Annotated in this window: 22 protein-coding genes and 4 pseudogenes; 16 read left to right on the top strand and 10 right to left on the bottom strand. The window is 63.9% G+C overall.

Annotation, left to right across the window (positions count from 1 at the left end; all coding sequences use genetic code 11):
* The 6 genes and pseudogenes from VFH65_RS25830 to VFH65_RS25805 all read right to left on the bottom strand — a co-directional run.
* The coding region (locus VFH65_RS25830; protein ID WP_353325462.1) for an acyl-CoA dehydrogenase family protein at positions 1–238 on the bottom strand (238 nt) is incomplete at its 3' end.
* 3 nt (positions 239–241) lie between these two features.
* Entirely contained in the window at positions 242–1,408 is a 1,167-nt protein-coding gene (locus VFH65_RS25825) for a CaiB/BaiF CoA transferase family protein (protein ID WP_353325460.1), read from the bottom strand.
* Positions 1,401–2,324 carry an SDR family NAD(P)-dependent oxidoreductase gene (locus VFH65_RS25820; protein ID WP_353325458.1) on the bottom strand — a complete coding sequence of 308 codons (924 nt, stop codon included), beginning with the start codon at positions 2,322–2,324 and terminating at the stop codon, positions 1,401–1,403. Before VFH65_RS25820 ends, VFH65_RS25825 begins: the two co-directional genes overlap by 8 nt.
* On the bottom strand, positions 2,317–4,164 hold the full coding sequence (locus tag VFH65_RS25815; RefSeq protein WP_353325456.1) for a flavin-containing monooxygenase: 1,848 nt from the start codon (positions 4,162–4,164) through the stop codon (positions 2,317–2,319). The genes VFH65_RS25820 and VFH65_RS25815 overlap by 8 nt, the downstream gene beginning before the upstream one ends.
* A gap of 64 nt (positions 4,165–4,228) precedes the next feature.
* A complete protein-coding gene (locus VFH65_RS25810) occupies positions 4,229–5,590 on the bottom strand; it encodes an aromatic ring-hydroxylating oxygenase subunit alpha (protein ID WP_353325454.1) in 1,362 nt (453 codons plus the stop codon).
* Positions 5,587–6,444: pseudogene (locus VFH65_RS25805) on the bottom strand (SDR family NAD(P)-dependent oxidoreductase). The gene VFH65_RS25810 and the pseudogene VFH65_RS25805 overlap by 4 nt, the downstream one beginning before the upstream one ends.
* Before the next feature lie 141 nt (positions 6,445–6,585).
* Here VFH65_RS25805 and VFH65_RS25800 point away from each other — a divergent pair.
* From VFH65_RS25800 to VFH65_RS25780, 5 genes are read left to right on the top strand one after another with little or no spacing between them, the layout of a single operon-like run.
* Positions 6,586–8,193: an SMP-30/gluconolactonase/LRE family protein gene (locus VFH65_RS25800; RefSeq protein ID WP_353325452.1), complete on the top strand. Its 1,608-nt coding sequence runs from the start codon at positions 6,586–6,588 to the stop codon at positions 8,191–8,193.
* Positions 8,190–8,927, top strand: a complete 738-nt coding sequence (locus VFH65_RS25795; protein ID WP_353325450.1) for a GntR family transcriptional regulator — start codon at positions 8,190–8,192, stop codon at positions 8,925–8,927. Before VFH65_RS25800 ends, VFH65_RS25795 begins: the two co-directional genes overlap by 4 nt.
* An 8-nt stretch (positions 8,928–8,935) precedes the next feature.
* Positions 8,936–10,600, top strand: a complete 1,665-nt coding sequence (locus VFH65_RS25790; RefSeq protein WP_353325448.1) for an AMP-binding protein — start codon at positions 8,936–8,938, stop codon at positions 10,598–10,600.
* 1 nt (position 10,601) lies between these two features.
* Positions 10,602–11,375: an SDR family NAD(P)-dependent oxidoreductase gene (locus VFH65_RS25785; RefSeq protein ID WP_353325446.1), complete on the top strand. Its 774-nt coding sequence runs from the start codon at positions 10,602–10,604 to the stop codon at positions 11,373–11,375.
* On the top strand, positions 11,372–12,844 hold the full coding sequence (locus tag VFH65_RS25780; RefSeq protein WP_353325466.1) for an acyl-CoA synthetase: 1,473 nt from the start codon (positions 11,372–11,374) through the stop codon (positions 12,842–12,844). The genes VFH65_RS25785 and VFH65_RS25780 overlap by 4 nt, the downstream gene beginning before the upstream one ends.
* On the opposite strand, the pseudogene VFH65_RS25775 reads toward VFH65_RS25780, so the two are convergent.
* Positions 12,810–13,096, bottom strand: a pseudogene (locus VFH65_RS25775) (hypothetical protein); the annotation flags it as partial. The gene VFH65_RS25780 and the pseudogene VFH65_RS25775 overlap by 35 nt on opposite strands.
* Positions 13,097–13,195: 99 nt before the next feature.
* Entirely contained in the window at positions 13,196–14,065 is an 870-nt protein-coding gene (locus VFH65_RS25770; RefSeq protein ID WP_353325444.1) for a helix-turn-helix domain-containing protein, read from the bottom strand.
* Positions 14,066–14,178: 113 nt separating this feature from the next.
* Between VFH65_RS25770 and VFH65_RS25765 the strand changes: the two genes are divergently transcribed.
* From VFH65_RS25765 to VFH65_RS25715, 11 genes and pseudogenes are all read left to right on the top strand, one after another.
* Complete coding sequence (locus tag VFH65_RS25765; protein WP_353325464.1) at positions 14,179–15,222, top strand: zinc-binding dehydrogenase; 1,044 nt, start codon at positions 14,179–14,181, stop codon at positions 15,220–15,222.
* A complete protein-coding gene (locus tag VFH65_RS25760; protein ID WP_353325442.1) occupies positions 15,219–15,620 on the top strand; it encodes a nuclear transport factor 2 family protein in 402 nt (133 codons plus the stop codon). Before VFH65_RS25765 ends, VFH65_RS25760 begins: the two co-directional genes overlap by 4 nt.
* Positions 15,617–16,453: an SDR family NAD(P)-dependent oxidoreductase gene (locus VFH65_RS25755; protein ID WP_353325441.1), complete on the top strand. Its 837-nt coding sequence runs from the start codon at positions 15,617–15,619 to the stop codon at positions 16,451–16,453. Before VFH65_RS25760 ends, VFH65_RS25755 begins: the two co-directional genes overlap by 4 nt.
* Positions 16,454–16,458: 5 nt before the next feature.
* On the top strand, positions 16,459–17,415 hold the full coding sequence (locus tag VFH65_RS25750; protein ID WP_353325439.1) for an LLM class flavin-dependent oxidoreductase: 957 nt from the start codon (positions 16,459–16,461) through the stop codon (positions 17,413–17,415).
* A 122-nt stretch (positions 17,416–17,537) separates the two neighbouring features.
* Positions 17,538–17,681 carry a hypothetical protein gene (locus tag VFH65_RS25745; RefSeq protein WP_353325437.1) on the top strand — a complete coding sequence of 48 codons (144 nt, stop codon included), beginning with the start codon at positions 17,538–17,540 and terminating at the stop codon, positions 17,679–17,681.
* Positions 17,678–18,517: an SDR family NAD(P)-dependent oxidoreductase gene (locus tag VFH65_RS25740; RefSeq protein ID WP_353325435.1), complete on the top strand. Its 840-nt coding sequence runs from the start codon at positions 17,678–17,680 to the stop codon at positions 18,515–18,517. Before VFH65_RS25745 ends, VFH65_RS25740 begins: the two co-directional genes overlap by 4 nt.
* A 151-nt stretch (positions 18,518–18,668) precedes the next feature.
* Entirely contained in the window at positions 18,669–19,913 is a 1,245-nt protein-coding gene (locus VFH65_RS25735) for an alkyl sulfatase dimerization domain-containing protein (RefSeq protein ID WP_353325433.1), read from the top strand.
* Positions 19,910–20,659: an SDR family NAD(P)-dependent oxidoreductase gene (locus tag VFH65_RS25730; RefSeq protein ID WP_353325431.1), complete on the top strand. Its 750-nt coding sequence runs from the start codon at positions 19,910–19,912 to the stop codon at positions 20,657–20,659. The genes VFH65_RS25735 and VFH65_RS25730 overlap by 4 nt, the downstream gene beginning before the upstream one ends.
* An 8-nt stretch (positions 20,660–20,667) precedes the next feature.
* Positions 20,668–21,858 carry a sulfotransferase family protein gene (locus VFH65_RS25725; protein ID WP_353325429.1) on the top strand — a complete coding sequence of 397 codons (1,191 nt, stop codon included), beginning with the start codon at positions 20,668–20,670 and terminating at the stop codon, positions 21,856–21,858.
* A complete protein-coding gene (locus tag VFH65_RS25720) occupies positions 21,855–22,397 on the top strand; it encodes a VOC family protein (protein WP_353325427.1) in 543 nt (180 codons plus the stop codon). The genes VFH65_RS25725 and VFH65_RS25720 overlap by 4 nt, the downstream gene beginning before the upstream one ends.
* A gap of 40 nt (positions 22,398–22,437) precedes the next feature.
* A pseudogene (locus tag VFH65_RS25715) lies at positions 22,438–22,543 on the top strand (short-chain dehydrogenase); the annotation flags it as partial.
* Positions 22,544–22,735: 192 nt separating this feature from the next.
* On the opposite strand, the gene VFH65_RS25705 reads toward VFH65_RS25715, so the two are convergent.
* Positions 22,736–23,929, bottom strand: coding sequence for a cytochrome P450 (locus VFH65_RS25705; protein WP_353325425.1), 1,194 nt, complete (start codon positions 23,927–23,929; stop codon positions 22,736–22,738).
* 739 nt (positions 23,930–24,668) lie between these two features.
* Positions 24,669–24,808: pseudogene (locus VFH65_RS25700) on the bottom strand (dihydrodipicolinate reductase); the annotation flags it as partial.

Below are 24,808 nucleotides of genomic sequence, written 5' to 3'. Positions count from 1 at the left end.
TCTCCTCGCGCACCACCGTCTGCTCCCATACCGATGCCGCCCCGCCGCCGAACTCCTCGGGCCAGGACAAGCACAGCAGGTTGCGCTCGGCCAACAGCCGGCAGAACGCCTGGGCGGTCTCCAGGTCGGCAGGATCGTCGGTGAATGCGCCCAGAAAGTGTTCGGGCACATTGCTGTTCACCAACTCACGCAGCTCGGTGCGCAGCGCGGCGGCCTTCTGTCCCATCTCGAAGTCCACGGCCTATCCCGATCCCGTCGTTTCCAGATCGGTGAGTCCGAGCTCACGGAGTACATCAGCGGTGTCTTCGCCCAACAGCGGAGCGGGTCCGGCGACTCGGCCGGGTGTGCGCGAAAACCAGGTCGGGACACCGGGAAAACGCACCGGACCGTGAATGGTGTCCACTGTCTCGAACAGGCCGACGGCGTTGAGGTGTGGGTTGTCGAACAACTCATCGGGCGTGTTGAGCGGTGCCGCGGGGATTTCGAGCTGACTGAACAGCGCGAGCCACTCCTCGGTGGTGCGCTCCTTCAAGGTCTCGGCCAACAGCCCGTACACGGCGTCGATGTCGTTGGCGCGCAGTTCGAGGGTGGCGTATTTGTCGTTGTGCCATGCCGGCTGCACCGCGTTGACGAAGGCGTCCCAGTGTTTGTCGTTGTAGATCAGCGCCGCGATGTATCCGTCGCTGGTGCGATACGGCCGCCGATTCGGCGCCACCGTGCGCGGATATACCGCCGGGCCCAACGGGGGGTCGAAAATGGCGCCGTTGGCATGTTCGACCAGCATGAATGATGCCATGGTCTCGAACATCGCGACCTCGACCTCCTGCCCCTCCCCCGTGCGCTCACGGTGGAACAGTGCCATCGTCGTCGCGTACAGCGCGGTGAGCCCGGCGACCTTGTCGGCCATGATGGTGCCGACATAGTCCGCCTGACCTGTCAGTTGTTGCTGCACCGCGGGTATTCCGCATTCGGCCTGAATGGTGTCGTCGTAGGCGGGGCGGTCGCGGTCGGGTCCGCGGCGGCCGTATCCGTAGCAGTTCGTATAGACGATGGCCGGATTGATCGCAGCGACGTCGTCGTATCCGAACCCCAGCTTGGTGATCGCCTTCGAGCGCATCGAGTGGATGAAGACGTCGGCGCGTCCGATGAGGGCGCGCAGCGCCGCCTTGCCCGCGTCGGTCCGCAGGTCGAGGACGATGCCGCGCTTTCCGCGGTTGACGTTGACGAACACCCCGCTCATTCCCGATTCCGGACCGACCGAGATGAAACGTGTGTTATCGCCTTGCGGGGGTTCGACTTTGATGACCTCGGCACCCATGTCCGCCATGATCTGTGTGCAGTACGGCCCCATCACCATCGCGGTGAGGTCGACGACCCGCACACCCGTCAACGGGCCTTGGCTAGCCACTGGCCGCTCCTTGGGCTGCCATGCCGAAGCTGTATCGGATGTGGTCGCCGTGGCCGTCGGGCACTACGGGAAAGACCAGTGGCTGTGTGTCGTCCCTGATCGCAGTCATGTGCTCACCGACGTCGGCGATCGTCCACGACGGCCGGTACACGCCCGGGGTCTCCGCCACGACGGCGGTGGCCACCCGGCCCGCAAGGGCGATCAGTATTTCACCTGTAATGGAACAGGTTTCGTGTGCCAGCCAGCCGACCACAGGCGCAACCAGATCAGAGCCCATCGGCGGATACGCCGACGTGTCGATGCCTTCTGCCATTCGCGTGACGGCGGCGGGCACGATCACGTTGCTCTTCACGTCGTGGTCGATACCTTCCATCGCCGCGACGTTGGACAGCCCGATCACGCCCGCCTTGGCGGCCGCATAGTTCGCCACTCCGTGGTTGCCGTACAGTCCACCGATCGACGATGTCAGCACGATGCGCCCGTAGCCCGCGTCACACATCACCGGGAACGCAGGCCGCACAACATGGAATGCTCCGCGCAGGTGTACGTCGATGACGGCCTCGAAGTCGTCATAAGTCATCTCTCGCAGGGGGGCGCGTCGGACATTTCCGGCGTTGTGGATGAGGATATCGACACGGCCGAACCGTTCCAGCGCGCTGTCGATGATCGCCTTGCCGCCGGCAGGGGTGGACACCGAGTCGGTGCATACGACCGCTTCTCCACCCGCAGCGGCGATCTCGCGCACCACATCGTCGGCGGGTGTCTCGTCCGCTCCACCGCCGCTGAGGGTTCCGCCGGGATCGTTGACGACGACCTTCGCACCCTGCGACGCCAGCAGCAGAGCGTATGAGCGGCCCAGTCCCCTGCCGCCGCCGGTGACGACCGCGACCCGGCCGTCGAATCTCAGGTCAGGCACGGATTTCAAGCCCGTCCAGGTCGCCTTTGGAACGCCACTCGGCGATCAACTCGTCGAAGGCGTAGAAACCGGGCGAATAGAAGTCACCGAGGAAGGAGCCGTTGCCCACTGCGCCTCCGCGGCCTTCATTGTTGTAATAGCCTGGTGTGCAGGACAGTTCGAATGCTGAGTTGTCGATTGCGAGCTCGCGGACCGTCTGCACCCAGGCGTCCTGGCCCTCCTGGCTGGGCTCGACCGTTGTGGCACACCGGTTCTGCGCCTCGGCGATGATGTAGGCGATGTGCTTGGCCTGCTGCTCGAACATCGCCGTGGTGTTGGCCGATACGCCACCCTGAATGAAGCCCATGAAGAATTGGTTCGGGAAGCCGCGGCTCGTCATCCCGTGCAGGGTCTTGTAATTGTCCTGCCAATAGTCGAAGAGCGAGAGCCCGTCGCGACCGACGATCTGGTCGATCGCGTACCGGCGGCTGATCTCCGTCGAGATCTCGAAGCCACTGGCGAAGATGACGCAATCGACCTCATATTCGACACCGTCGGCGACGATTCCCTTCTCGGTCAACCGTTCCACCCCCTTGGACGCGGACACGTCGACGAGCGTGACGTTCGGACGGTTGAAGGTGGCGAGGTAGTGCTCACTGGAACACGGACGCTTGCACATGAACCGGTAGTAGGGCTTGAGCGCCTCGGCGGTGTCCGGGTGGTCGACGATCTCGGCGACGCGGCGACGCAGCCGCTCCATGATCTTGTAGTCTTCCTCTTCCCTGAACGCCATGATCTGCTCGATGGTCACCGACGCGGGGTCGTCGCTGCCCGCGATACGGGCGGTCAGATTGCGGCCGAGCTCAGTCCAGAAGTCGCACACCAGATCCGGCTCGCCGAACACGACGCCGACAAACGGTGACCAATTGTGGAAGTTACGCTTGCGCTCCTCCTGCCAGCCCGGCTGCAGTGAGGCGGCCCAGTCCGGATCGGTGGGAGGGTTGGTGCGCGCATCCACCGACGACGGCGTCCGCTGGAATACGAAGAGTTGTTGGGCATCGCGGCCGAGGTGCGGTACCAACTGAATTCCGGTGGCGCCGGTGCCGACGAGGGCGACGCGCTTGTCCGCCAGCTTGTGCAGGCCACCGTCCGCATCACCGCCGGTGTAGTCGTAGTCCCAACGCGCGGAGTGGAATACATGCCCACCGGCAGCCCGGTAGTCCTTGATACCGGGGATTCCCGGCAGTTTGGGGCGGTTGTATGAGCCTTGTGCCATGACGACGAATCGGGCCCGGATGTCGTCGCCGCGGTCGGTGCTGATCCGCCAGCGCTCAGTCGCGTCGTCCCAACGCAGTTCGCGCACCTGGGTGGAGAACAGCGCACCGTCGTACAGGCCGAAGTGCTTGCCGATGTTGCGGCAGTGCTGGAAGATCTCGGCGCCGTCGGCGAACTTCTTCGACGGCATGAAGTCCAGCTCTTCGAGCAGCGGGATGTAGCAATAAGCGTCGTTGTCGCACTGGATTCCGGGGAATCGGTTCCAGTACCACACCCCACCGAAGTCGCCGGCCATCTCTATGACACGGATACCTTCGACGCCGGCCTTCTTGAGATACGCGCCGGCCAGCAGTCCGGCGAAGCCGCCGCCGAGAATAACGACGTCGGCGTCTTCGACGATCGGGCCGCGCTCGGTCACCGTCGTGTAAGGATCGACCTCGTAGAATTCGGCGAAATCCCCTTCGAGCTCCAAATACTGCGAACCGCCGTCGGGCCGCAGACGCTTCGCGCGTTCGGCGGCGTACTTCTCCCGAATTGCGGGGATGTCGATGTCGGTCGGCGTATCAGTCGGCCCGCAGGTCGTCATGTGTCTCCTTTACTGGTGATTTCGGCGTGTTCCGTCACGGTGAGCGTGACCAAGCACGCCGAAATCACAGCTCTTGGGGCTCGCCCGTGCCCATGTATTTGGACAGTTGGTAGTGAAGGTTGACGGTGCTGCGCTCGCGGTACGGGTTAGGCTTGGTGCCTGAAAAGCCGGCCGACTTCATGCCCTGCTGCACAGCTGCCATGTTCGAGAAGTCCTGAGGCAGCACCGACAGCCAGTTCGGAGAGTCCTTCGGTGTGTACTGCCATTCCGTCTGCGGCTCTTCACCTTTGGGGTACAGCTCGAAGACCGCGACCTCGAAGATGCATTTGTCGGGGTTATAACTCGGATCAGGCCGGGCGGCGTAGCACAGCGCGCTCGTCAGCCCCTGGCCGACCTGGAAGTTCGGGAAGATCTGCCAAGCGGTGCCGCTCTGGCCGAGGATGTCGGGTGGGATCGTCGGCCAGACCACGCCGCGCTCCTCGTCATCCCGGCGGGCCGAGGCCAGCCAGTGTTGGAGGACCTCGTCGGCAGGCGTCCCCTCCGGCAGCTCGTCGACGAGTCGCTTCGCCGCGTTCACCAGCGTGTTGGTGGTGGTCGCGTTGGTCTCTTCCATCGTGTAGATCTGCATCTCCGCCGTCGAGATACGCGGATCACCGGTGCCGAGGCGAATCTTGGACTTGGTCTCGTCCATACCCTTTGGCGCGTCGTAGCCGATGTTGCTGTGCCTGCCCTGCGCCTTGGCCCAACCCTTGAACTCACCGAACTTGTTGAACTCCGGGTGCGTGGTGAACACGTGGTAGGTCTCGTTGAAGGCCTCCATCGCGACCTTCCAGTTGCAGTCGAAGTACAGCCATTTGCGCCACTTGTAGCGCATGTTCTCCAGACCGAACGGGTCGAGGATCTTCGCCGCGGGGAAGAGGTAGTCGGCCAGCGGTTCGCAGTCGGGATCCATGTTGACGAACAGCCAGCCACCCCAGGTGTCGACCTGCACGGGGGCGAGATGGGTGTTCTGCGGAGTCAGCGTGCCCTTCCAGTCGTCCTGTTCGCGGATGTGGGTGCAGGCACCGTCGAGACCGTATGTCCAGCCGTGGAATCCGCATACGAAGGATTTGCGCGCCCGGCCGACCGCGTTCTTGGCGCCCTCGGGGTTGTCGACCAGTTTGCGGCCGCGGTGCATACATACGTTGTGGTGTGCGGCAAATTTGTTCGGGCCCGTGCGCACGACAATGATCGAGTCGTCGAGGATGTCGTAGGTGAGATAGCCGCCGACTTCGGGGATCTCCTCGACCCGGCCGACCTGTTGCCATACCTTGCGCCACAGCTTGTCTCGTTCGGCGCGGGCGTAGTCCTCCGATATGTACGCGTCGACACCGATGGTCATCGGCTCTGAAAGCTCTTCAGCAGCTTGGACTTCCAAATCGGTCATGCTTCCTCCTCGTGCCGACTGATGGCGCTGCGGAACGATTCGTCCTTGAGAAACAGCGAGGTGTTGTCCGCGCCGAGGTGGCTCCACTTGAGGTTCAGGCCGCCGTCGACAAGCAGGGTCTGGCCGGTGATGTAGCTCGATAAGTCCGATAACAGGAACAGGATCGCGCCGGCTTGTTCTTCGGGTCTGCCGCGCCGGCCCATCGCGATCGCCTACCGGTCCCGCTCGGGGTCGTCGTCGACGTACGTGCGTGACGCCGCCGTCTCCGTCACTCCCGGCGCCACGGCGTTCACCCGAATGTTGTCGATGGCCAGTTCAACCGCCATCGTGCGGGTCATCGCGGCGACGGCGGCCTTGGCGGTGCCGTACGCGATGTGGAACGGCGCGGTGTTCATGCCGCTGATCGAAGACAACGACACGATCGATCCCGGATTGCCCTGCCCTCGGATCTCCGACGCCACCGCCTGGCTCATGAAGAACGCGGTCTCCAAGTTGGCGGTGAACAGGGCGCGCCAGTCGTCGCGGGTCACCCGCGTCGAGGGCATCCAGGTCGACGGCGCGGCACCGCCTGCGATGTTGACAAGGCCGTAGAGATCGCCGTCGGTGCGCCGCACCTGGTCGAGCACCGTGGCCACCCCGTCGTCGGTCGACGCGTCGGCGGAGACGGGCACCACATGGAGGCCTTGTTTGGCCAGCGGTGCGATGTGTTCGTCGAGGTTTTCCTTGGATCGGCTCACCGCGATCACCGTGGCGCCGACCTGCGCGGCCATCCGAGTGACCGTGGTGCCAATGCCGCCGCCGCCCGCGCCCGACACCACGACGATGCGGCCGTCCAGCCTCAGAAGATCGTCCATGTGCCTATTTGTCCGGACAAAATACGGTGCTCTGCATATTGCAGAACACTATTCCGCAGCGGTGATCAGCTCGTCAAGGCCAGAGGACTCTCTTCTTATCGCTATTGTCTGGACTAAAGGAGCTTGATAACGTCCGAGATCATGACTCTCCCCGCGACGGAGTCGCTCCCGCCCTCCAGGTACACCGCACCCAGCCCCACCGCTGCCGAAGGCTGGCGGCTGGCGCGCCTGACCGCACCCAGCAGATTGTTCGGCGCGAACGGCCTGCGCACAGGTCCCGACGGGCGCGTCTACGTCGCGCAGGTGACCGGCAGCCAGATCAGCGCGCTGGACCTCGGCACCGGACGGGTGGACACGGTGAGCGCCAAGGGCAGCGACATCATCGCGCCCGACGACGTCGCCTTCGACAGCAGCGGCAACCTGTACGCCACCGAGGTGATGGACGGCCGAGTGAGCGTGCGCGATGCCGCCGGCCGAACTCGCGTGCTGCGCGACGACCTGCCGTGTGCAAACGGCATCACGGTGCATCAGGATCGGTTGTTCATCGGCGAGTGCCGCGACGGCGGGCGGCTGATGGAGCTGGATCGCAGCACCGGCGCGCAGCGGATCCTGCTGGAGAACCTGCCATCGCCCAACGCCATGGAGGTCGGCCCCGACGGCCTGCTCTATTACCCGCTGATGACGGCGAACGAGATCTGGCGAATAGACCCTGAAAACGGTGAGCCGCAACGGGTTACGGGTGATCTCGGCGTCCCGGATGCCGTGAAGTTCGATTCGGAGGGCTTCATCGTCTCCACGCAGGTGGCCAGCGGGCAGGTATTGCGGATCGATCCGCGCAGCGGCGAACAGCGCCTGCTGGCTCAGCTCACTCCGGGCCTGGACAATCTGACCTTTGTCGACGACCGGTTATTCGTCTCGAACTTCACCGGAGAGATCACCGAGATTCTCGGCGGCGGCGAGACTCGCACGGTGTTGCCGGGCGGATTGAACTGGCCGCTGGATCTCGCGATCGGTCATGACGGCAACCTCTATGTCGCTGACGGCACCTACTTCTATGTGGTCAGCCCTGACGGATCGCTGCAAACGGTCGGCATGCTGTTCTCGCCCGGCTATCCCGGCTTCCTTCGCGGCTTGGCCCCTGCGGGGCCCGGTACTTTCGTGGTCGCGACGTCGGGGGGCCAGATTGCCCGCTACCGTCCCGGCGACGGCGAAACCGACTATCTCGCAGACGGATTCGACCAGCTCTATGGAGTCGCGGTCGGCCCGGGTGACAGCATCGTCTTCGCCGAACTCGGAACCGGTCGAGTGCACTCGCTGCGGTCGGGCAACGTGGAGGTGCTGGCTTCGGGACTGCAGGATCCGGTCGGCGTCGCATTCGACCCGAACGGCACCCCATTGGTGTCCGAGTCCGGCGCCGGCCGGGTGGTGCGACTGGCCGGGTCGACGGAGACGGTGGTCGACGGCCTGCAACGCCCCCAAGGGATTCTCATGGCCAATGGAACGCTCTACATCGTCGATGCAGGCGCCAAGGAGGTCATCGCGGTGGACTTGTCCAGCGGACAGCGCCGCACACTCGCGTCCGGCCTGCCGGTGGGTCCACCGCCGGGTGTGGAACCCAAGCCGCTCAAGGGAATGCCCCCCTTCTCCGGACCGCAGGGGCCGTTCGCGGGCATCACCATCGGGCCCGACGGCACCCTGTACGTTTCGGCCGACGGCGACGGCAGCGTGCTGGCACTGCGACCGACATGACCGTCAGCCCGACAGACCATCGCTACCTCCAGGTGGCGCGCACCCTGCGCAAGGAGATCGTCGACGGGGTGTATCCGGTGGGCTCGCAGTTGCCGACCGAACACGAACTCTGTGAGCGATTCGAAGTGAGCCGCTACACCATTCGGGAGGCGCTGCGCAGGCTGCGTGACGACAACCTCGTCGCCTCGCGGCCACGCGCGGGAACCCTCGTCGTTCCACGGCCGGCGGCGAATTCGTATGCCCAGGACGTGATGTCGATCAACGACCTGCTGGCCTTCGCGGCAGGCGCACAGTTGACGATCGAATCGAACGCGATGGTCACGATCGACGAAACCACCGCGGCGCGGACCGGCCTCGCGGTCGGTTCGCAGTGGTTGGCCGTGCGCGGATACCGACAAGCCGACGGGACCACAGCGCCGGTCTGCCGCACGGAGTACTACATCAACCGGGCGTTCGCAGCGGTGGGCAGGCTGCTGCAGCGCCACTCCGGTCCCATTTTCCCGCTGATCGAGGACCTGTTCGGCGTGAGCATCGTCGAGGTGCATCAAGAGATCTCGGCCGTACCGGTCACTCGCGAACTCGCAGACGCGCTCAAGGTGGACAACGGCACCGCAGCGCTGGAGATGCAGCGCACCTACAAGACCTCGGACGGCGAGGTCGCCCAGGTCACGATCAACACCCATCCCTCGGCGCGGTACCGGCATTCGATGACCATGCGCCGGGTCAAGGGTTAGGCCGACCGGTGCGGGTCGACGAGCAACGCACAGCCGACGCTTACCGGCGGGGGCTGTGGGTGCGGGAGACACTGGCCGACTCACTGCGGGATGCCGCCGTCGCCACGCCGCACCGAACAATATTGGTGGACGGCGACATTCGGCTCGACTGCAAGACGCTGCACGAGCAGGCGACGCAGATGGCGAAGGGACTGATGACACGCATGCCTGCTGGCAGCGTGGTGTCGTTCATGCTGCCGAATTGGCATGAGGCGGCGGTGATCTACCTGGGCGCGACGATGGCGGGCATGGTGGTGAACCCGATCCTGCCGTCCCTGCGGGATCGGGAGCTGGCGTTCATCCTGTCCGACGCCGATAGCCGCGCGATCTTCGTGCCGTCTGTCTTCGGAAAGCACGACTACGTCGCGATGCTGGACCGGGTCACCGCAGACATGACCTCACCGCCCGAGGTCGTGGTGCTGCGCCGCGGCGAACGTTCCTTACCGCTCGAGAAATCGCCGAAAAATCGAGCGGTAACGAACGTTCGTGACCACACAGCCTACGAATCGCTGTTCACCGAACCGGCGACGGCTGGCCTGCCTGTGCTGGATCCCGACGCCGTGCGCATGATCCTCTACACCTCCGGAACCACCGGTCGTCCCAAAGGGGTATTGCACACCCACAATTCGATCCACGCGCTGATCCGTCAGCTCGGCGAGCATTGGCTGGTCGACAACGGCGATACGTTCCTCGTCCCGTCGCCGATCGCTCACATCGGTGGTTCGATCTATGCGTTCGAATGCCCGCTACTGCTCGGCACCACGGCGGTCCTGATGGAGCGCTGGGACGCAGACGCCGCGGCGTCGCTGATGACTGCCGAACGCTGCACGCACATGGCCGGGGCCACGCCGTTTCTCGAGGGCCTGCTGGCCGCTACTGAGCGCGCGGACACGCACCTGCCCGACCTCAAGGTGTTCATCTGCGGGGGCGCGTCAGTGCCGCCGTCGTTGATCCGCAGGGCCTCAACCTATTTCGAGCAGGCGGCGGTCAGCCGGGTGTATGGCTCGACGGAAGTGCCCGTGACGACCGTGGGCTCAGTGGACGACTCCGAACACGCAGCGGACACCGATGGTCGGGCAGGGATCGCCGACATCAAACTGGTCGACGGCGAGATCCGCGCGCGGGGACCGCAGATGCTTGTCGGCTATCTGCATCCCGAGGATGAAACGGCGTCGTTCGACGACGAGGGCTACTTTCGGACGGGTGATCTCGGCCGCTGGCTTGACGACGGCTACTTGGTTGTCACCGGCCGGGCCAAAGACATCATCATCCGCAACGGCGAGAACATCTCGCCAAAGGAAGTGGAAGACATCCTCGTCGGGCATCCGGGCATCGCGGAGATCGCGGTCGTCGGCCTGCCTGATGAGCGTACCGGGGAGCGAGCGTGCGCCGTCGTCGTCGCATCCGATCAGCGCGCGCCCGACCTGACGGACCTGCGCGACCTTATTCTGAGCGAGGGCCTGGCCAAGTTCAAAGTCCCTGAACAGATGGTCATTTGGGGCACATTGCCGAAGAACGACGCAGGCAAGATCTTGAAGCATCAGATCCGGGCGGAGCTGACGGCCGAGGCGAGCGGTGGGGGCACCTCCAACCCGGAGGGTAGGGGGACGACGGGAAGAACAAAGGTGGACTGACATGCAGGTGGCGATCGTGACGGGCGCGAGCAGCGGCATCGGCTTCGGATGCGCGACGAAGCTCGCGGAGGCAGGCATGGCCGTCGTCGGGGCCGGACGCGACGAGGATAGGCTCAGCGAGCTGGAGAAGGCGATCGGCGATCCAGAGCGGGTGGCCACCATCGCCGTGGACCTGACGGCGGACGATGCGCCGCAACGGATCGTGGCCGCCGCCGTCGACCGGTGGGGGCGCATCGACTTCCTGATCAACAACGCCGGCGTCGGCAGCCCCAAACCGCTGCATGAGACCGACGACGAAAGCCTGGACTATTTCCTGGGATTGATGCTGCGGGCGCCGTTCCGGCTCGCGCGCGACGTCATCCCGCACATGCAGTCGGGCTCGGCGATCATCAACATCACGTCGACCTTCGCGGTCGTTGGCGGCCTGCGCGGCGGCGCGTACTCGGCGGCCAAGGGCGGCCTGACGGCGCTGACGATGCACATCGCATGTCAGTACGGCCCACAGGGAATCCGTTGCAACGCCGTGGCTCCCGGCGTCACACTCACCCCGATGGTGGCGACACGCCTTGAGGACGAGCGGTTCCGCAAGATCAACACCGAGATGACTCCATACCCGCGGCTGGGCAGCGTCGACGACCTGGCGAGCACGGTGGCGTTCCTGTGTTCTGAGGGAGGGAGCTTCATCAACGGGCAGACCATCGTCGTCGACGGCGGCTGGAGTTCGACGAAGTACCTGTCAGACTTCGCGTTGAATTCGGAATGGGTCGCGCGTTGAATCTGTTCGCGCTGCTTGACCAGGCCGCCGCACGACACGGCGACCGCGGAGCGGTGTATCACGGTGAGCGTCAACTGCATACGTGGGGTGAGCTGCACGAGCGGGTGCTACGACTGGCTTCATCGATGCGCGAGCCGGGCGCAGGCGCTCGCGTTGCGATTGCCAGTGAGAACCGCCCGGAGATCGTCGAGCTGATGTTCGCCACCTGGGCCGCCGAGTGCGTGGTGGTCCCGATCAACTACAAACTGCATCCGCTGGAGATGGTGCAGATCCTCGACGATGCGGGCGTCTCGCAGGTCTTCGCGTCGCCCAAGATCGGCGCGGAACTCGCGTCAGTCACCGAGGTACCCATCGAAACCGTTGACTCCGAGGCGTATTCGAGCCGTCTGGCGAACGTCCCGTCGGATCCGCCGCGCACCACCGATCCGTCGACATTGGCATGGCTGTTCTACACCAGCGGCACCACCGGCCGTTCCAAGGGCGCGATGCTCTCGCACCGCAACCTGATGGCGATGACGGTCGCCCACCTCGCGGATTTCGATGCGCCGGACCACGACTGCAGCCTGATGCACGGCGCGCCGATGTCGCACGGGTCGGGTCTCTACATTCCGCCGTACGTGCTGCGTGGTGCACGCCAGGTGATTCCCGAGTCGGGAGCATTCGAGCCGGCGGAGTTCATGGATCTGTGCGAGCACCACCCAGGCTGTAGCGCGTTCCTCGCACCCACCATGGTCCAGCGTCTGGTGCAGACCGGTCGGGCGTGCCCGCGCAATCTGCGGACGGTGGTGTACGGCGGTGGCCCGATGTACGTGGACAGCCTGAAGAAGGCGATGGCCGCGTTCGGCCCGATCTTCGTCCAGCTTTACGGTCAGGGCGAGGCACCGATGACGATCACCGGCCTGCGCAGGGCCGACCATATCGACGCCGACGACGCGATCCTGGGGTCCGTCGGTTATGCCCGCTCCGGTGTCGACGTCGCGGTACTGCGCGACGACGACACACCGGCGCCGTCAGGCGAGATCGGCGAGATCGTCTGCCGCGGAGACGTTGTCATGACCGGCTACTGGAACAATCCCGACGCCACCGGCAAGACTCTCCAGGACGGCTGGTTGCGCACCGGCGACATGGGATCGTTCGACGAGCGCGGATTCCTCACGCTGCGGGACCGCTCCAAGGACGTGGTGATCAGCGGTGGAAGCAACATCTACCCACGCGAGGTCGAGGAGGTCCTGCTCGAGCACCCCGGCGTTGTAGAGGCCGGCGTGGTCGGGGCACCGGACGAGGAGTGGGGCGAGGTCGTGGTGGCGTTCATCGTCGGCTCGGCGTCGGCCGCCGAACTCGACGCGCACCTGCTCGAGCGCATCGCCCGCTTCAAACGACCCAAGCGGTACGAGTTCATCGACGAGTTGCCGAAGAACAGGTACGGCAAGGTGCTCAAGCGCGACCTGCGCGCGCGGCTGGCACAATAGCGCGTGACCACATCAAGCCGCGGATGACCTCTGCCTGCGGGATGTCCTCCACGGCGATCAATCCCTTAGGAGCGCGGCCGATCCAGTCGATCGCGTTGACCACCCGGGCCGCGGTGGAGATGCATCCCGCGTCGGTGGAATCGAGCACCGGGTGGGAAACGTGCGTGTCAGCTCAACGCGTGGATCTCCTTCGACCACAACGCGATGGACGCCGACCTGGTTGTCGGGCGGGTAGGGCCAGTCCGGTGATGCGTGGGTGAACTGAGCGACTTGAGTCGTCTAGATCAGTTGCCGCACAACCTCATTGCGGATTACTCGCAGTTGAAAATCGGATGCCTTCCGGGGAATCGACTAGGGCTCGACTATATCGGCGATTCGCTGAACCTCCTGCAGCAGTTGCCGTGCGGCGACTTGGATTCGTCGATTCGTCATTGGTCGTACAGGGTGAATCGCCAGGACTAGCTGAGTACGGTCGAGGCTGTCGAGTACGGGTGCCGAAATCGTGGCGACGGACCGTGCGGGAGCGGTGACATCGTCGGCCAGCATGCCTGCAGAGGTGAATTCGACACGAAGCCGATCGATGATGGAGCGCATGCTGCGTGGCAAACCGTCGTTGGAGAGCGTCCCCAGCACCTGCGCTGCCTGTGCGAGGGCGGGTGTCATCCAGTCGACGTCGAAGCCACGCGCTCGGGTCTCAGTCAGAACGCCGTGCAGTCGCTTGCCGAGAGCCGGGTCGTCCGCTGCCGCGCGCTGTACCCAGGCCTGTTGTCCCGCAGGCGTATCCCATGCTGCAAACGCGACCCCGAACGGGGGCGTATAGGGGATTCGTTCGTTTGGCGCGGCGATAAAGCTGTCCTTGGGTTGTTCGAAAGCTGTGATGACGAGGTCGTCACCGGCACGTTCGATGACCGAGGCGGGCATGTCGATTGTCGCGGCGAGCCGCCCTGCAGAAGCGCGCGCGATATGCGCCAGGGGCCGGGCGGCATCCAACCCCCCGGCGATCAGCGACAGGGACGGGCCGAGCGCAAACGTCTTGGCGACGGGGTCCCTGCTGACCCAGCCGCGGTCGGTCAGCGTCTTGAGGATGGCGTGCGCGGTGGCCTGGGTCAGGTCAAGTTCGCGCACCACATCGGAGAACCGCATCTGGCGACTGCTGGAACGACTCAGCAGCTCGAGGACATCGAGCACGCGTCCCGTCGGGGCCGAAGTTGCTCCTCGCACTCTTGACTCCTCATCTAGTAGCGACCTAAGTTCATTCAGTAATCCGAGAAGTAGATCTCGAATAGTCGAGACAGTCAAGCATACGCCGGAAAGAGATGTGAGCCGTGCGCGCAGTGGTATTACGAGGTGGCCGGCTGGATGTCCGGGAAACGGCTGACCCCATTCCGGGGCAGGGTGACCTACTTCTCAAGACGCTGAGCACGGCGATCTGCGCATCGGATGTCCACTTCATGGATCATCCGGACCTCGCGATCGATGACCCGACCGGGCGATCGCTGTACGACGCCGATCGCGACATCGTTATGGGCCACGAGTTCGTCGGCGAGGTCATCGGCCACGGCCCGGGCTGCACTGACGCGTTCCCGATAGGAAGCCGCGTTACCTCGATGCCGATCCGGTTGGTGGACGGCGGTGCCGGCGGTGTGCGGATCATCGGACAACACCCGGAGGCTCAGGGAAGCTTCGGCGAACTGCTCGTCGTACCCGAAGTCGCGGCCAAAATCGTCGACGGCACCGTATCCAGCGATGCCATCGCCGTCGTCGACTGCTTCGCTGTTGGCGAGTTCTACGTGCGCGCCGCCAATATCGCGCCGGGTGAGACACCGATTGTCATCGGTGCAGGGGCCGTCGGCCTTTCCGCAGTCGCGGCGCTATCGAGTCGTGGCATAGCGCCGATCATCGTCTCCGACTACAAAGCAGACCGCCGCGAACTAGCGCGAACGGCGTTTGGCGCCCATGTGCTCGTCGATCCCGCGAAGAAATCTGTATTCGACGTGTTCCGCGAGGTCCGCGCCGAACACAAGCTCGGTGGGTCGGCGGTGGTGTTCGAGTGCGTCGGCGCCCCAGGGCTCATCGACAAGATTGTCAAGGAGGCGGAGTTCTCGTCACGCATCTACTGCGCGGGCGGCTGGTACACCGGGGACACTTTGAGCATCACCGAGGCCACCCGCCAAGGTTTGACTCTCCAGTTTGGCGGTGGACCCTTGCCGCAGGATTGGTACGGGGTGCTCGACGCCGTTGTCGAAGGTCGGCTCGACCCACTGCCGAGCGTCGGACGCATCATCGGCCTCGACGAGGTGCCCGACGCACTCGAGGATGCCCGCCGATCCGAAGGACCGCCCAGAATTGTCGTTCACCCGAATGGAGATGTGGCATGACCGACCGCGATGAAATCTTCGATCTGACGGTTCGCTATGCAACGGCGATCGACAGTCACCAATACTCGCTTTTGACAGGGGTTTTCACCGACGACGCCCGGTTGGACTACGGCGTGGTCGGGCAGTGGACCGGAGGCGCGGAGGTGGCGCAGTTCATGGAGGCCGTGCATTCCGGCGCCGCGCACACTATGCACCGGTTGACCAACCAGGTCATCGACATCGACGGCGACACTGCGCAAGTCCGCACGTACGTCGATGCGTTGATCCTCGCGGAGAACGGAGCCGGCGCGAATCCCGCCGGGTTCTACGATGACCACGTCGTGCGCACCGATGACGGCTGGCGCATCTCACGCCGGAAGTTCACCTCGGTTCGACTTGTTCTGGTGGCCGGTCAGTGACGAAGGACTTCGCCGGCAAGTATGGTCCGTGGGCCATCGTTCTGGGCGCATCCGACGGGGTTGGGGCCCTGTTCGCCGAACGGATCGCGAGCAACGGTGTGAATGTGGTGCTCGTCGCACGTCGCGAGCAGGTCCTGGCAGAGGTTGCCGCCGGTATCCGGGAGCGCACTGGTGCCAAGACGCTGACGTTGGCTGTCGACCTGACCGACCCCGATGCCTCGAACACGATCATTGGCGCCACGAAAGATCTTGAGATCGGCATGCTGGTGTACTGTGCCGGCAGCGACCCGAATTACCAACCGTTCCTTGCCAATCCGGTATCAACGGCAGAGGCACTGTTGCAGCGCAACTGCGTGGTCATGATGCGGCTGTGTCACCACTACGCCGCGCTCATGGTCGAGCGTGGGCGTGGCGGCATCGTGAACTTCAGCTCCGGGGCTGCGCTGGCCGGAGGCCCCAACATGGTCGCCTACGGCGCCACCAAGGCATTCGACATGGTGTTCACCGAGGCGCTTTGGACCGAACTTCAAGGCACGGGCGTGGACGTGCTCGGCCTGCTTTTGGGCAAGACCGACACCCCGGCCCTGCGAACCCTCGAATACAGCCGCGGCCAGATCGCCTCGCTGGACGACGTACCAGAAGGCGCCGTCTCCCCACAGTCGGTGGTCGATGAGGCCTTCGACAACCTCACCAATGGCCCCACTCTCATGGTGGGCGACATGATGAGAATGGCCGCGGAGATTTTCAAAACCCTCACTCGAAACGAGGCCGTCACGATGGTCATGCAGGCCACCGCCGCCGTCATGGGGACCCAACCATCGGAGGGTCATTAAACGCAATGTTCACTCTCCGTTTTGATATGCGGGCGCCGTCGATCGGCGGTCCCCCTTCCGACCTGTACGCGGCGGCTAGCGAGATGTCGGCGTGGGCGGAGACCCGGGGTTGTGTCGCCGCGGTGCTGTGTGAGCATCACTGCGCCGAGGACGGCTATCTTCCGTCGCCGCTGCTGCTGGGCGCGGCGATCGCCGCGCGCACCAAGCAGTTGTTGCTGAACCTGGTGATTCTTCTGCCGCTCTACGACGTGGCCCGGTTGGCGGAGGACATTGCCGTGCTGGATCACATCAGTGCCGGCCGGGCCACGTATATATTCGGGATCGGTTATCGCGCTGAGGAATACGCCCACTTTGGACTGAAGCTCTCCGATCGCGGTCGCCTGGCCGATGAGAAGCTCGGCCTGCTGCGAAGGCTGTTGGCGGGAGAAGAGGTTGAACACGGTGACCGACGGATGAAGGTGACACCGCGCCCGCGCACACCGGAAGGTCCCATGTTGAGTTGGGGCGGTGCCAGCCTTGCCGCAGCCCGGCGTGCGGGGCGAAACGGCATCGGCCTGCTCGCCAACGGTGCCGTGCCAGGGATGGAAGAGGCCTATCAGAAGGCCAGCCGCGAAAACGGCCACGAACCCGGATTCATTATGCTGCCCGAACGTGACACCACAGCCAACTGTTTCGTCGCCGATGACGTCGACGCGGCATGGGACGAGATCGGAAAGTACCTCCTTCACGATGCAATGACGTATTCGGAGTGGAACCCCGACAATGGGGTGTCGGCGAACATCACCACCGCCAAGACCGTCGACGAGCTCCGCCATACGTCGTCCTCGCACGTGATCCTGTCCGTGGATGAAGCAAGACAACGCACCGCTGCCGGTGAGCTGTTCAATCTCTCGCCGCTCTGCGGCGGCATACCGCCGGATGTGGCATGGCCGTACCTGAAACGCTTTGCCGCACTGGGCTAGAGAGGTTGCTGCCGTCACGCGTCTCGCCGGTAAAGGCTCCGGCTTCATCACCGGCCAACTCGTCGCCGTCGACGGGTCCGCCGTCCGGATCGTCTACAAGACCTAGAAACAGGAAGGTGACCATGACCGTCGAGAAAGTGGTCCGCGCCAGTGGCGGCAAGCTCACTTGGCCGATCGCCGATTCCGTCGTCGACATCGCCAACGGTCAGACCCGTCGGGTCCTCGTGCGCGGAGTGCTCGCCTCTTTCCGGGAGACTGTGAAGTGACGAGCGTGATCGTCGACAAGGCGAAGTACGGACCCTGGGCACTGATCGCGGGTGCGTCCGACGGCGTGGGCGCCGCCTTCGCGGAGGCAGTCGCTCGCAACGGCATCAACGTCGTGCTCCTCGCCCGCCGCGCTGAGCTACTGAACCAACTCGCGCAAGACATCCAGAGCCGTACCGGCGTCGAGACCCGAGTTCTCGTCACCGATCTCGGCGCGGCCGACGCCACCGAGTCGATCGTCACCGCCACCGCCGGTCTCGACATCGGACTGCTGGTCTACTGCGCCGGCGCCGATGCAGACTTCACGCACTTTCTCGAGAACTCGATCGCTGCCTCCGAACGGATGCTCCAGCGCAACTGCCTGATCCCGATGCAACTCAGTCACCAGTTCGGCCAAGCGATGGTCGAGCGAGGGCGGGGCGGCATCGTCATCCTTAGTGCCGGCTCGGCATTCGTCGGAGCCCCGAACATGGCCGTCTATGGAGCCACCAAGGCATTCGACATGATCTTCGCCGAGTCCCTGTGGGCTGAGTTGCGGGGTCAGAGCGTGGACGCGCTCGCCGTCGTACTCGGCGAGACCGACACCCCTTCACTGCGCCGCCTCCGCGAAGAGCGTGGGCTCGCCGGGCCGAACGAGCCGATCCCCGGCGCTACCACTGCCGAAGAAGTGGTCGACGCAGCGTTCAAGACCCTTGGAAAAAACCCAACGTGCATGGCCGGCAAGCAGATTCGATGGGCCGCCAGACTCATCTGCCCGATTCCACGCGGCGTGCTGGTCCGGTTGACGGAGCGGGTGATTCGTCGCGCAATGGGATCCGACGACAAGTCCTCCGCGTGACCCGAATCAAAACGCCTCGCACATTGAGCGCAATCAGGAGTGGTCAGATGACCAACCGCGAAGACATACCGACGTGCTGGTGCACTTCCCTTCATCAACCTTCACCTCTACAGCTCTAGCGCTATAGCTCTAGGCGAAGAGCGGCGGATACATGGCAGGAATCCATCGAGAACGGCCAGGTGCGGCCGATCTCCAAGCGGCCACCGGTGAACCTGCAGTAGCGCTGGGCGACGACGTATGGATGTCGCCGGGCGTATCGAACGCCTACGCGGTGGCGACTGACGACGGGAGAGTCGTCATCAATGGTGGGATCTTCTTCGAAGGACCCCTGCACCACAAGGCATTCCAAGATGTTCCTGGTCCGACGCGCGCGATCGTCGTGACTCAGGGACACGGCGATCATTGGGGCGGAGTGTACGCGCTCCGCGAGGCCGACACCGATGTGATCATGCACGCGAATTACCGCTACTGGCGCGATGACAACATCAGGCTCGGCGGCTACCGAGCGCCCAAGACGACGTTTGCCTTCGCGAAGTTCACCGACGCTGTCTTCGAGTCGCTCAAGGACCTGGACGTCTCCACGATCGACTTCTCGTTCCCCGAGCCCACGACGACGTTCGATCACCGGCACGAACTCACCGTCGGCGGACGCCGACTGGAGCTGGTTTGGACACCGGGTGGGGAGACCACTGACTCGCTGGTGGTCTGGTTGCCGGAGGACCGAATACTGTTCACGGGCAACCTCTTCGGACCGCTGTTCGGACACGTGCCCAACCTCATGACCATTCGGGGCGACCGCTACCGCGATCCCGTCCTCTACATCGAATCGCTCGACAAGGTTGTCGAATTCGGTCCGCAGCGGTTGATCACCGGCCACTTCGACCCCATCGAGGGAGCGGATCGCATTGCCGAAGAGGTCACCGCGATGCGCGACGCCATGCAGTCCGTACACGACCAGACGATCGAGCGCATGACGGCAGGCGCCGACCTCTACACCGCCATGCGCGAGGTTCGAGTGCCCGATGAGCTCGACGTCGGCGAGGGCTACGGAAAGACGTCGTGGAATGTCCGCGCGATCTGGGAGATGTACGCGGGTTGGTTCCAACACCGTTCGACCACGGAACTTTACGGAGTTGGATCGCTCTCGATCGCAACGGACGTCGTCGCCGCTGCGGGTGCTGACACGTTGGTCGATGCGGCGCGCGGCCACGTGGCCGGTGGGCAACCTGTCAAAGCATTGCACCTTATCGACCTCATCCTGGCGGCTGAGCCATCCCACCTGGCTGCACGCGTAGTCGCGGTCGAGGCCCACGACGCACTGCTGGCCGAATCCGAAAACTTCTGGGAGAAGGCATGGCTCACGAAGTCCATCAACGAACTGAGAGGCACGGAGTGAACAACGTAGCTTATGACTTCAACGGCGTTCATGCCCTCGTCACCGGTGGAACGAGCGGGATCGGCTACGCGATCGCCACTGACTTCGCCAAATCCGGTGCTGAGGTCACGGTCACCGGAACCCGAGGATCGGCGGCGGACTATCCCGAAACGGATCTGAGCGCCTTTACATTCCGGCATTGTCAATCGGCAGACATCGGGTCGATCGATGCGCTTGCGGAGTCCTTGGGCGACCTCGACATCCTCGTCAACAACGCAGGCGCACCCTACGCAGCACAAAAGGACGAGTGGGATCCAGACGGCTACACCGGGTCGGTCGCAGTCAACCTGTTCGCCCACATGCGGCTGACGATGGCCTGTCACGAGCGACTCAAGGCCAGCAGCCTCGCCGGCGGAAGCAGTGTGGTCAACATCATCTCGATGTCGGCATTTGTCTCGGCTGTCCTAGTACCCGCGTACAGCTCCTCCAAGGCAGGCATGCTGGCCTTCACCAGGAACCTGTCGCGCCGCTGGGTCGACGACGGTATTCGCGTCAACGCCGTAGCCCCGGGCTTGATCGACACCCGGATGACTCACCCGATACTCGACATCCCCGAGATGTTCGACCCTGAGATGCGACACACGCCGATGGGCCGCATGGGCGTACCCGATGAGGTCTCTCCCGCCGTGCTGTTCCTGTGTACCGACGCTGCCCGCTACATGACTGGTACGACCGTCGCCGTCGACGGCGGATACCTGACGGTTTAGGAGCTGCCATGACTGAATTCGACGATGTTGTTGCCACTCCGGACGACGTCTTGGAGATCGCCGCTCAGCGCACTGGCCTGACCGAGACAGAGTCCGACTCCTGGCGCGACGGGCTGGAAATCATCCTCGATGAGGTCAACTCATCCCCGGCCTTCACACCGTACGGCCGGGACCGCATTCTCACCGACAGCGCAGACGTGCTCGGCCGGCGCTTGCAGATCCACGACTATGTTCGCAGACATCCCGAGGTGGTCGACGTCCCAGTCGAACGCCCGCTGATCGTGCTCGGCATGCCACGCACAGGAACCACTGTCATCAGCTATCTGCTCGACCAGGACCCGAACCGACGGTCTCTATTGCACTGGGAATGCCTGTATCCCGTGCCGCCCGCAACCACCGACAAACTTCGCACCGACCCACGCTGCCTGGCGTTACTAGAGGAACAGAAAAAGATCCTGGACATGGTCGCGGCTGCCAAGGTGTCGATTCCGCACTGGGAGGACGCGGACGGGCCGACCGAAGACATGTTCATTCACAACCAGGACTTCAAGGCGCTGTCGTGGGACTCCTTCTTGTCAACGGACTCACGCTATGCCGACTGGCTTTTTCACGAAACCGACATGACGACCACGTACGAGTACCAGAAGCGATACCTGCAGGTGTTGCAGTCGACGGCTCCGGGCAGCTGGAGCCTGAAGATGCCGTCGCATTCCGTACACATCGAGGCACTGCTCAAAGTGTTCCCCGACGCCCGCTTGATCTGGGCGCACCGCGACCCCTACAGGGCAACCGGGTCACTCGCCAACTTGTGGAAGCTGCCGAAGGGCATGACACAACATCCCGAAGCCGTCGAATTGGAGGCCATGGGCCGAGCCGCGCAGGCGCAAATGAAGGAACACGTCGAACGGCCGCTGCAGGCCCGGGATCGCATCGGCGACGACCGGTTCTTCCACGTGTACTACTCGGACATGATGCGCGATGCCATCGACGTCATGCGCCGGATATACGACTGGGCCGGTGATCCGCTGACCTCGGATACGGAAGAGCGCATGCAACGCTGGCTCGCCGAGCACCCGCAGGATCGGTACGGCCTCAACGCCTACAGCCTTGACCAGTTCGGGCTGACCGTGGAGCAGCTGAAGCCGACATTCGCGGCATACCTCGAAGCCTTCGACATCGAACTGGAGGTCAATGCATGACGAACGCCCCTTCTACTCCGGATCTGCCAGGACCCGTCCGCCAGGTCGGCTTCGTGGTCGACGACCTCGACTCGACCCTGAAATCGCTTGTCGCATTAGGGATTGGACCCTTCTATGTGGTGCGGGGACAGAAACTGCAGGCCAATTACCGTGGCGAGCCCTCCGAGGTGACGCTCACGATCGCCCTCGCCAACTCGGGTGACATGCAGATCGAGGTCATCGTGCAGGAGGCTGGAGATCCCAGCATCTACACGGAATTCCTCGCCGAGGGGCATGGTGGATTCAACCAATTCGCGTACTGGGCTGATGACTTCGATGGCGCTGTGAAGTCGGCGATCGATGCGGGATGGCCGGTGGTCTGGTCCGGCGGTGAGACCGAGGGAGTTCGATTCGCCTACTTTGAACCGCCGGACGGGCCGGTGCCGATCATCGAGATCACTGAACTCAACGAAGCCACTGCAGGGCTCGGAGAATGGCTTCGCTCTGAAGCGGACGGGTGGGACGGCACTAATCCGATCCGATCCATCACCGGACAATGACGGCGCCGAAGCGACAGCACTCGAGGGCAAGAAGATCCTGGTGACTGATGGCGCAAGCGGCATCGGCGCGGCTGCTGGTGGACGTATTGACCGCAGCGGGCGCTGACGTTGTCGCGACCTATCATTCGACGCCTCCGCCGAAAGACGGCCGATCGGTTGCGCACGTTCCTCGGCGCCCGATGTGGCGCCGTTTCTCGAAAGTCAACTACAAGCCAGCATTCCCCTCGGTGCGACCCAGCACCGCTACGTGAGCACTTCGGCTGCCAAGGCCAGCGCGATGCCGCGTCCGACACCCTGGCCGCCACCGGTGACGATGGCGCAGCGACCATCGAGAGCGCTCATGCGGCGTCCCATTCGATGTGCAGTTCTTTCGGTCCGCGGAGCACGACACCACCAATTGCGGGTTCCTCGACGAGCCTGAGGTTGGGCAGTCGCTGTAGAAGGACGTCGAGGGCGACCTCCATTTCCACCCGGGCCAGATGAGCACCGAGGCAGAAATGACGGCCGAGCCCGAAGGCGATGTGCTTGCTCGGGCGTCGGTCGAGATCCCACCGTGTCGGGTCGGAGAAGACGGCGGGGTCCCGGTTGCCCGCGGGAATGACGAGAAAGACCATCTGGCCGGCCGGGACCGCAACTCCGCAAGGCGCCACGTCGGTGAGCGTGAGGCGGGGTTCGATTGCGACGGGGGATTCCCAGCGAAGGGTTTCCTCGACGGCCCAATCACGTTCGGTCTTTTCGGCGCGCAGTCGTGCGTGCAGTTCGGGATGCTGGAGCACGGCGTAGATGAGGCTGCCCAGTGACAGCCAGGTGGTGTCGACCCCGGCGGGGAACAACAACCGCAGAAACCCGAGTACCTCCTCGTCGCTAAGACGCTGCCCGTCGATCTCCTCAGTCGCGATCGCCGACAGCAGGTCCTCACCTGGGTGCGCCCGGCGATGGTCGATCAGCGGTGTCACGTAGTGGGTGAACTCGGCGTTGGCTTGCTGCACTCCCTCGGGGTCGTGGAGTAAGTCGAGCATCTTTGAAGCCCAAGCCGTCAGCATCGGTTCGTCGTCAGGTGGGATGCCCAGCAGGCGGGTGGTGATCAGCATGGGGTACCACTTCGCGAACTCGGCCATGAACTCGGCGCTGCCGTTCGACGCGATGCGCGTGACGAGTTCCTCGGCGATCGGACGCAGGATCGGTTCGATGTAGCTGGGCACGGTCCCCCGCCGAAAGGCCGGGGAGACCAGTGCCCGCTTGACAACGTGTTCGTGCCCGTCGTAGCCCTGAATGTTGGGGCCCATGAACGGAAACGTCGCCGGTCGAAAGACTCCGGATTTGGAGTACCGAGTGTCGTCGCGAACGGCGTCGGCGATATCGGCGTGACGGAGCAATGAGGTGACAACGCCACCACCCATCGGCAGGCGGGCTACCCCCTTCTCCTCCCGCAGCGCGGCCAATCGCGTGTGGAAGTCGGGGATGTCTTGGCTCATCAAGTCCAGCTCGGGGTCATCGACAGCCGCCTCGGTCAAGCCCTCGGAATCCACCATTGGTTCATGCCCTTTCACGCGGGGTCGCAGCCGAACCCCGGCCGTCGCCTACGGGCTTACCCCGCACACTACAAATTTGTGCAGTTGTATCACTCATCATCCAGAGCCGGGCCGTTCGAAACCGCCGGCGCTAGTGGGCGCAACGCACTCATCGTCGTTCCGATCCCTCTCGACTAGCCACTCACAAATCAGCGTGAACTGATCACAGAGTCGACGGTGAACGGCTGTCAGACGCAGTTCACCAACAACTGCAACGAACTGAATGCGCACGAGACTTGGTGCATCATTTCTAAACCAACCGTTGACTGAAATCAATAGTATTAGGTAACCAAGCATCACGGCCGGACAACCCCGTGACGCCGCTAAACCCATAGCTGCGAGGGAAAGAGACCCTTGGAGACTGCGCGCATACACAGGGTTCCTCGCCACCGATTCAGTGAGTATCATCAGTGACACAAGTCAGGCGTTTAGATTGGATACAGGACCGGTGCGCCGAGCACATGTCGGTGTCGCCGAACAGATTTGACCGTGATCGAGACGATCGAACCGCCTCGTCGAAGGCCCAATGGTGGCGCTGGCCCCACCCGGCTAGCCGCCTGGTCAAAGGCGCCGGCAGGCCGGCGTCGTCGATCCGCCGCACGAGTCTCGCGAAGTTGGTCCCCCGGCTGAAATGCACACTCCCCGAGTCAACTGAAGTCGGGGCAATCCGAAACGTCCGCGATTGTGCGCAGCCCACCCGTCATCGCACGACGCCGCGTAGCGGCATGAGTCCGAGGTCGAAATGGGTCAAGAAACCCGGAGGGGCCTCGCATACGGTGGGAATGGCGTTGGCGGGGCCCATCGCGGTCCAGGTATATCCGGGCTTCGGGTAGTTGCCGC

Origin of the sequence: Mycobacterium sp. (assembly GCF_035697385.1) — a bacterium.
Taxonomy (GTDB): Bacteria; Actinomycetota; Actinomycetes; order Mycobacteriales; family Mycobacteriaceae; genus Mycobacterium.
The sequence above is the reverse complement of the archived record's forward strand: the minus strand, read 5'-3'. Positions and strand labels throughout refer to the sequence as shown.

Bases quoted from the DNA above. Each gene is read 5' to 3' on its own strand.
- VFH65_RS25725 (WP_353325429.1), top strand. From the start codon at position 20,668: ATGACTGAATTCGACGATGTTGTTGCCACTCCGGACGACGTCTTGGAG.
- VFH65_RS25745 (WP_353325437.1), top strand. From the start codon at position 17,538: ATGACCGTCGAGAAAGTGGTCCGCGCCAGTGGCGGCAAGCTCACTTGG.
- VFH65_RS25750 (WP_353325439.1), top strand. From the start codon at position 16,459: ATGTTCACTCTCCGTTTTGATATGCGGGCGCCGTCGATCGGCGGTCCC.
- VFH65_RS25705 (WP_353325425.1), bottom strand. From the start codon at position 23,929: ATGGTGGATTCCGAGGGCTTGACCGAGGCGGCTGTCGATGACCCCGAG.
- VFH65_RS25815 (WP_353325456.1), bottom strand. From the start codon at position 4,164: ATGACGACCTGCGGGCCGACTGATACGCCGACCGACATCGACATCCCC.
- VFH65_RS25800 (WP_353325452.1), top strand. From the start codon at position 6,586: ATGACTCTCCCCGCGACGGAGTCGCTCCCGCCCTCCAGGTACACCGCA.
- VFH65_RS25735 (WP_353325433.1), top strand. From the start codon at position 18,669: ATGGCAGGAATCCATCGAGAACGGCCAGGTGCGGCCGATCTCCAAGCG.
- VFH65_RS25810 (WP_353325454.1), bottom strand. From the start codon at position 5,590: ATGACCGATTTGGAAGTCCAAGCTGCTGAAGAGCTTTCAGAGCCGATG.
- VFH65_RS25795 (WP_353325450.1), top strand. From the start codon at position 8,190: ATGACCGTCAGCCCGACAGACCATCGCTACCTCCAGGTGGCGCGCACC.
- VFH65_RS25785 (WP_353325446.1), top strand. From the start codon at position 10,602: ATGCAGGTGGCGATCGTGACGGGCGCGAGCAGCGGCATCGGCTTCGGA.
- VFH65_RS25760 (WP_353325442.1), top strand. From the start codon at position 15,219: ATGACCGACCGCGATGAAATCTTCGATCTGACGGTTCGCTATGCAACG.
- VFH65_RS25720 (WP_353325427.1), top strand. From the start codon at position 21,855: ATGACGAACGCCCCTTCTACTCCGGATCTGCCAGGACCCGTCCGCCAG.